Source organism: Desulfobacterium sp. N47 (genome assembly GCF_051233685.1).
GTDB lineage: Bacteria > Desulfobacterota > Desulfobacteria > Desulfobacterales > RPRI01 > RPRI01.
This window is the reverse complement of record NZ_JBAMMY010000176.1, coordinates 1-4,933: the sequence shown is the minus strand read 5'-3', so window position 1 is coordinate 4,933 and position 4,933 is coordinate 1. Positions and strand designations below refer to the sequence as shown.

The window sequence follows — 4,933 nt, the reverse complement described above, 5'->3', positions numbered from 1 at the left end:
CCGCCAGGAGGGGCGTGGCATAGGACTTGTCAATAAGATAAAGGCTTATGCCCTTCAGGATCAGGGGCTTGATACAGTTGAAGCCAATGAAAAATTGGGTTTTAAGCCGGATTTGAGAAATTATGGTATAGGTGCACAGATATTGGTTGATCTTGGTGTAAAAAAAATGAGGCTTATAACAAATAACCCCAAAAAAATGATCGGGCTTGAAGGATACGGATTAAGTGTTGTTGAGCAGGTTGGAATTGAGATTGGAGCAAATCAATATAACAAAGGGTATCTTTCATGCAAAAAAATTAAAATGGGGCATCTTATTGAAGTTGATGGGACACCTTAATATTCACACTATTTATTAGTATTTTTTAAATCCGGAGGAATATATGCCTAAAATAATTGAGGCCAAACTTATTGCAGAAGGCAAGAAATTTGCTATCATTACAAGCCGGTTTAATGATTTTATTACCGACAGGCTTGTTGGAGGTGCTGTTGATGCGTTGTTGCGCTCAGGAGCAAGTGATTCGGATATTGAAATAGTAAAGGTTCCCGGTGCTTTTGAAATTCCTCTTATTGCCAAGAAAATAGCTGAAAGGAAAAGATATGATGCAGTAATATGTCTTGGTGCTGTTATAAGGGGGGCAACGCCGCATTTTGATTACATCAGTGCCGAGGTTACAAAGGGAGTTGCAATGGTTGGCTTGGAAACCGGAATCCCTGTGATTTTTGGCATAATTACTGTAGATACCATAGAGCAGGCAATAGAGCGCGCCGGAACCAAGGCAGGAAACAAAGGGTGGAGCGCTGCTATTTCCGCCGTTGAGATGGCAAACCTAGTTGAAATTGTAGAAAAAGCATAACAATGGGAAGTCGTAGAAAATCACGGGAACTCGCAATGCAGGCTTTGTTTTACATGGATAAATGCCATGGTAATTCTGAAGAGATTTTAAACAATTTCACGGATAATTTTAATCCACCTGAAGATATCCTGCCTTTTTTTTACAGGCTTGTCAATGGTGTTATAAGCTCTGCGCCTGAGATTGATGGCATAATAGAGCGGTTTTCCAGCAACTGGAAAATAAGCCGCATGTCTTGTGTAGACAGAAATATCATGAGAATAGCCGTATTTGAACTTGTGTGGTGCGATGATATTCCCTGCAAGGTCTCTATTAATGAAGCTATCGATATAGGGAAAAAATATGGAACGGATGAGTCCGGACCCTTTATAAACGGAATTCTTGACAGTGTCAGGGATGCTGTTGAAAAAGAAGTAATTAAAGTAAAAACCAATTAATGTAATCGGAGGTTGTTTTGATTATAGAAGACTTAATTGTCGGACCGATAATGTCAAATTGTTTTGTAGTTGGATGCGAAAACACAAAAGAGGCGGTTGTTATTGATCCAGGAGATGAGCCCGACAAAATTTTGATGGTAATTGCAAAACATAAACTGAAAGTTAAATACATCATAAATACTCACGGTCATGTTGACCATGTTGGTGGAAACAAAAAGCTGAAGGAAGCTACAGGCGCAGACCTTCTGATACATAGTCTCGATGCTCCTATGCTCAGCCGTATTGCGGCTACCGGAGCAGCATGGGGACTTAACGTTGAAGATTCACCTCCTCCCGATCAAATGCTGAAAGACGGTGACGAGGTGAAATTCGGGGATATTACCTTAAAAGTTATACACACTCCGGGGCATTCGCCTGGTGGTATTTCTCTTTATACTGACGATTGCGTTTTTGTGGGAGATACGCTTTTTGCAGGATCAATAGGACGTACGGACTTTCCGGGTGGTGATTATGATACCATTATATCAAGTATAAGAAATAAGCTTTTTGTGCTTGGAGATGATGTAAGGGTTCTTGCAGGACACGGCCCTGAAACATCCATTGCTATAGAAAAAAAGTATAATCCCTTCGCAAAAATCGGATGATGATTCAATCCTGAAGAAATTACAAAGCTTGATGGCTTTTTACAAGTCCATCAAGCTTTTGTGCTTCCTGTTACAATTTGCAGATAATCTGTCTGCGACTCTCATTGTCAAATGTTTTAGAGCCTTAAAGATAAGATTGAAAGTATTATATTAAGTACTTCTTAAAATTATCAAAAATCGCTTTCATGATGTGCAATTAACCGATTTGTTGCAACTTCACTTCGTCGCTTGGTCCCGGTGTTTTCTTTTCCGTAAGAATATGTAACTGTTGTGTTTGGTGCATTCTTTTTATTGTTTCCGTTTTGATTGTTGCTTAGGCCCACCAGGACAACAAGTTGTTCGACATATCCATTCATGGCTTTTGATTGGGAATTGAGTTCCTCAGCTGCAGAAGCGGATTCTTCAGCGATAGCCGCAGTCTTCTGAATAACAGTATCTATTTCAGACATGGCGCTGTTAACCTGCTGTATGCCTTGTGCCTGTTCCTGTGACCCGGCGGCGATTTCGGATACCAGGCTGCTGACTTTCTTTGAGGATTCCATAGTCTTTGTAAATGCAGCCAGGGTGGTTTCCGAATATACAGTCCCATTTTTTACAGCGGCAATGGTATTGTCTATCAGCGTGGCCGTATTGCGTGCGGCATCGGCAGCCCGCATAGCCAGATTTCGAACTTCATCCGCCACAACTGCAAAACCGGCTCCGGCTTCACCTGCCCTGGCAGCCTCAACTGCAGCATTGAGGGCTAAAAGATTTGTCTGGAATGCAATCTCATCAATGGTTTTAATGATTTTTTGGGTTTCCTTGCTCGCATTTGAGATGTCGTCCATAGATTGACTGAGTCTTTTCATGGCATTATGTGCTTCCAATACCGTTCGGTCGGAATCTCCCATAACCCGGGTTGCTTCAGTGGAGTTGTCGGCATTTTGCTTGATCATGGAAGTCATCTCTTCGAGTGATGAAGCTATTTCCTCAATGGATGCCGCCTGTTGTGATGTACCTGTAGCCATGGTTTGTCCGGCACTTGATACCTGATCAGATGCATCGTTTACTTTGTTAGCCCCTTCGGTAAGTCCGCCGATTATTCTGCCGATAGGCCCTGTGATGGAACGGCTGATAATCAGGCCGGTCAGGATAATTCCCAATAAGACAACAATCACAAAAACCCCAATATTCATGAATCTCTGACGTTTACTGGCCTTGGCATTAGACATCATTTCATCTTTGAGACGATCGGCAAACATCTGCTGTATTTTCGAAATTCTGCTGCGTAATGCCTCAGTTTGTCCTGCCAGTTGCCCGGCTCTTGATGACTGATTTTCACCCTTGCTCATAGACAGGTAAATCGGTTGTGCTTCACTGGTAAATGACTTGAGCGCCGCGAGTGTTTCTCTTACCTGTACCGCAAATTCTTCATCCACACCCGGAAGGTTTAATATGCCTCCCAGAGCTTTTTGAACGTTTTCGGCTTCATTGCCGGCGCGATTGATGGTTTCGCTATCTCCCAGCATAATTCCGTCATTATAAAGACGTACCTGATCTTTAAACGCTGTCAACGCTTCCTGAGCAAGGTTTGAAGCTGGAAAAAGATAATTTGAAACACTTAACATCCTGGATTCCATCCGGATTCCCATTCCGAAACCGAAGACCATGGTTAGAAAATAACCTATAACCAGAATGCTCATGCTCAGCCATATTTTTTTTGACATACTTAAATTTTTCATCATAATTAATCCATAGCCTCCATAATCCGGCTTTGCCGGAAGCTGTTAGCAGTTAAGTTTCTGGATTCAGTTGCATAGAATTCTCCATGCAACTGAATCCGTTTGTTAAGCATTAAGCGCTTAGAAGCTGAATGTCAGCTTGGCTGCGCCATAATACCAGTCACCTTCCGACCTGTCGGCATTATTCACGGCCAGCACATCTGAGGTGCCATCAACTTTGTGTCCTTCGATCTTGAAAATCCAGTTGGAATTAATATCAAAACGGGCAGACAAAGCCAGATCCTTTTGCCATGCATGATGGTCGGGTTGGCCCAACACCTTATATCTGTCGCCATCCTTGTCATCTTTATCAGGATAGGAGATTGAATAAATATGAGCCCAGTTCAAACCAGTCTGTAAAACGGTAAGAAGCCATCAGATAGTAATTTTCGGCCTTTGTATTTGTTTTAACGCCCGTCAATGATATTGTGCGGTCACCATCGGATATTCTATATTCGCCTGCTATAAACAGATTTTCCCAGGTGTATTCCACACCACCACCATAGACAAAATTTTCAAATTCCATCGTTGTTGAGGTACTGCCTCCAACAAGTAAGGGATATTCAGATTTAAATTTCATGAAACTTCCGGAAATAGCCAGCCCCGAAAGCGGCGTGTTCCACTTGATACGGCCGGTTGTGGTGGTATCCGCATCAATATCACCGTTAAGAACAGCTGCTCCTCCAAATGAGCTGTTATACTTTTCGACGCCGCTTTCATTATCTATGGTCATTGCGCCTACCATGCCGATGTAATCCAGACTTCCGGCAGCCCCAAGAGGAACATAACCGTAAGTAACTTAGCAATAATAAATTGAACAATTATGTTGACATTTAGCTACGGTAATGATATGCGTTATGTATGTCAAACACTGTTGAGAAAATCAAGGTAAAGTATGGGTATTTACGTTCACATTTAGATGAGAAGGTTCTTCGTCTATGGGCGGCGGCAGAAAGAAGCTGAAAGAAAAAGATCCTTCCTTGCTTCAGTATCTTGATAAGTTATTAGAGCCTGCCACTCGTGGAGATCCTGAGACGCCCCTTCGCTGGACATGCAAGAGCACGACGAAACTTGCCGAGGAACTGACAGCAAGAGGTCACCCGGTATAGTGGACCCCATGTCAAGACTGATTTTCATAAAAATTAAGCTACCAAAGGTCTCTGATATTTTCTCCGGGTTTAAGTTCTTTTTTCTTACAAAGTCCTTTTCAAAAGGTCCGCTATTGCCGGATAAATGAAAAA

At 42.3% G+C, this 4,933-nt stretch carries 6 protein-coding genes and 2 pseudogenes; 5 read left to right on the top strand and 3 right to left on the bottom strand.

All coding sequences use genetic code 11. The annotated features are described in order from the left end of the window. From VXK47_RS11485 to VXK47_RS11470, 4 genes and pseudogenes are all read left to right on the top strand, one after another. A pseudogene (locus VXK47_RS11485) lies at positions 1–337 on the top strand (bifunctional 3,4-dihydroxy-2-butanone-4-phosphate synthase/GTP cyclohydrolase II); the annotation flags it as partial. 43 nt (positions 338–380) lie between these two features. Next, positions 381–854: a 6,7-dimethyl-8-ribityllumazine synthase gene (gene ribH / locus VXK47_RS11480; protein WP_435548924.1), complete on the top strand. Its 474-nt coding sequence runs from the start codon at positions 381–383 to the stop codon at positions 852–854. Between the two features lie 2 nt (positions 855–856). After that, positions 857–1,288 carry a transcription antitermination factor NusB gene (gene nusB / locus VXK47_RS11475; protein ID WP_435548923.1) on the top strand — a complete coding sequence of 144 codons (432 nt, stop codon included), beginning with the start codon at positions 857–859 and terminating at the stop codon, positions 1,286–1,288. A 17-nt stretch (positions 1,289–1,305) separates the two neighbouring features. Further along, positions 1,306–1,932 carry an MBL fold metallo-hydrolase gene (locus VXK47_RS11470; protein ID WP_435548922.1) on the top strand — a complete coding sequence of 209 codons (627 nt, stop codon included), beginning with the start codon at positions 1,306–1,308 and terminating at the stop codon, positions 1,930–1,932. Between the two features lie 170 nt (positions 1,933–2,102). Here the strand turns inward: VXK47_RS11470 and VXK47_RS11465 are convergent, their stop codons facing one another. The 3 genes from VXK47_RS11465 to VXK47_RS11455 all read right to left on the bottom strand — a co-directional run bounded on the left by VXK47_RS11465 (position 2,103) and on the right by VXK47_RS11455 (position 4,437). Beyond that, positions 2,103–3,656 carry a methyl-accepting chemotaxis protein gene (locus tag VXK47_RS11465; protein ID WP_435548921.1) on the bottom strand — a complete coding sequence of 518 codons (1,554 nt, stop codon included), beginning with the start codon at positions 3,654–3,656 and terminating at the stop codon, positions 2,103–2,105. A 117-nt stretch (positions 3,657–3,773) separates the two neighbouring features. Further along, positions 3,774–3,971 carry a hypothetical protein gene (locus VXK47_RS11460; protein ID WP_435548920.1) on the bottom strand — a complete coding sequence of 66 codons (198 nt, stop codon included), beginning with the start codon at positions 3,969–3,971 and terminating at the stop codon, positions 3,774–3,776. Between the two features lie 31 nt (positions 3,972–4,002). Beyond that, positions 4,003–4,437, bottom strand: coding sequence for a hypothetical protein (locus tag VXK47_RS11455; protein WP_435548919.1), 435 nt, complete (start codon positions 4,435–4,437; stop codon positions 4,003–4,005). A gap of 196 nt (positions 4,438–4,633) precedes the next feature. Between VXK47_RS11455 and VXK47_RS11450 the strand changes: the two are divergent. Then, positions 4,634–4,798, top strand: a pseudogene (locus VXK47_RS11450) (ISAzo13-like element transposase-related protein); the annotation flags it as partial. Between the last annotated feature and the right edge of the window lie 135 nt (positions 4,799–4,933).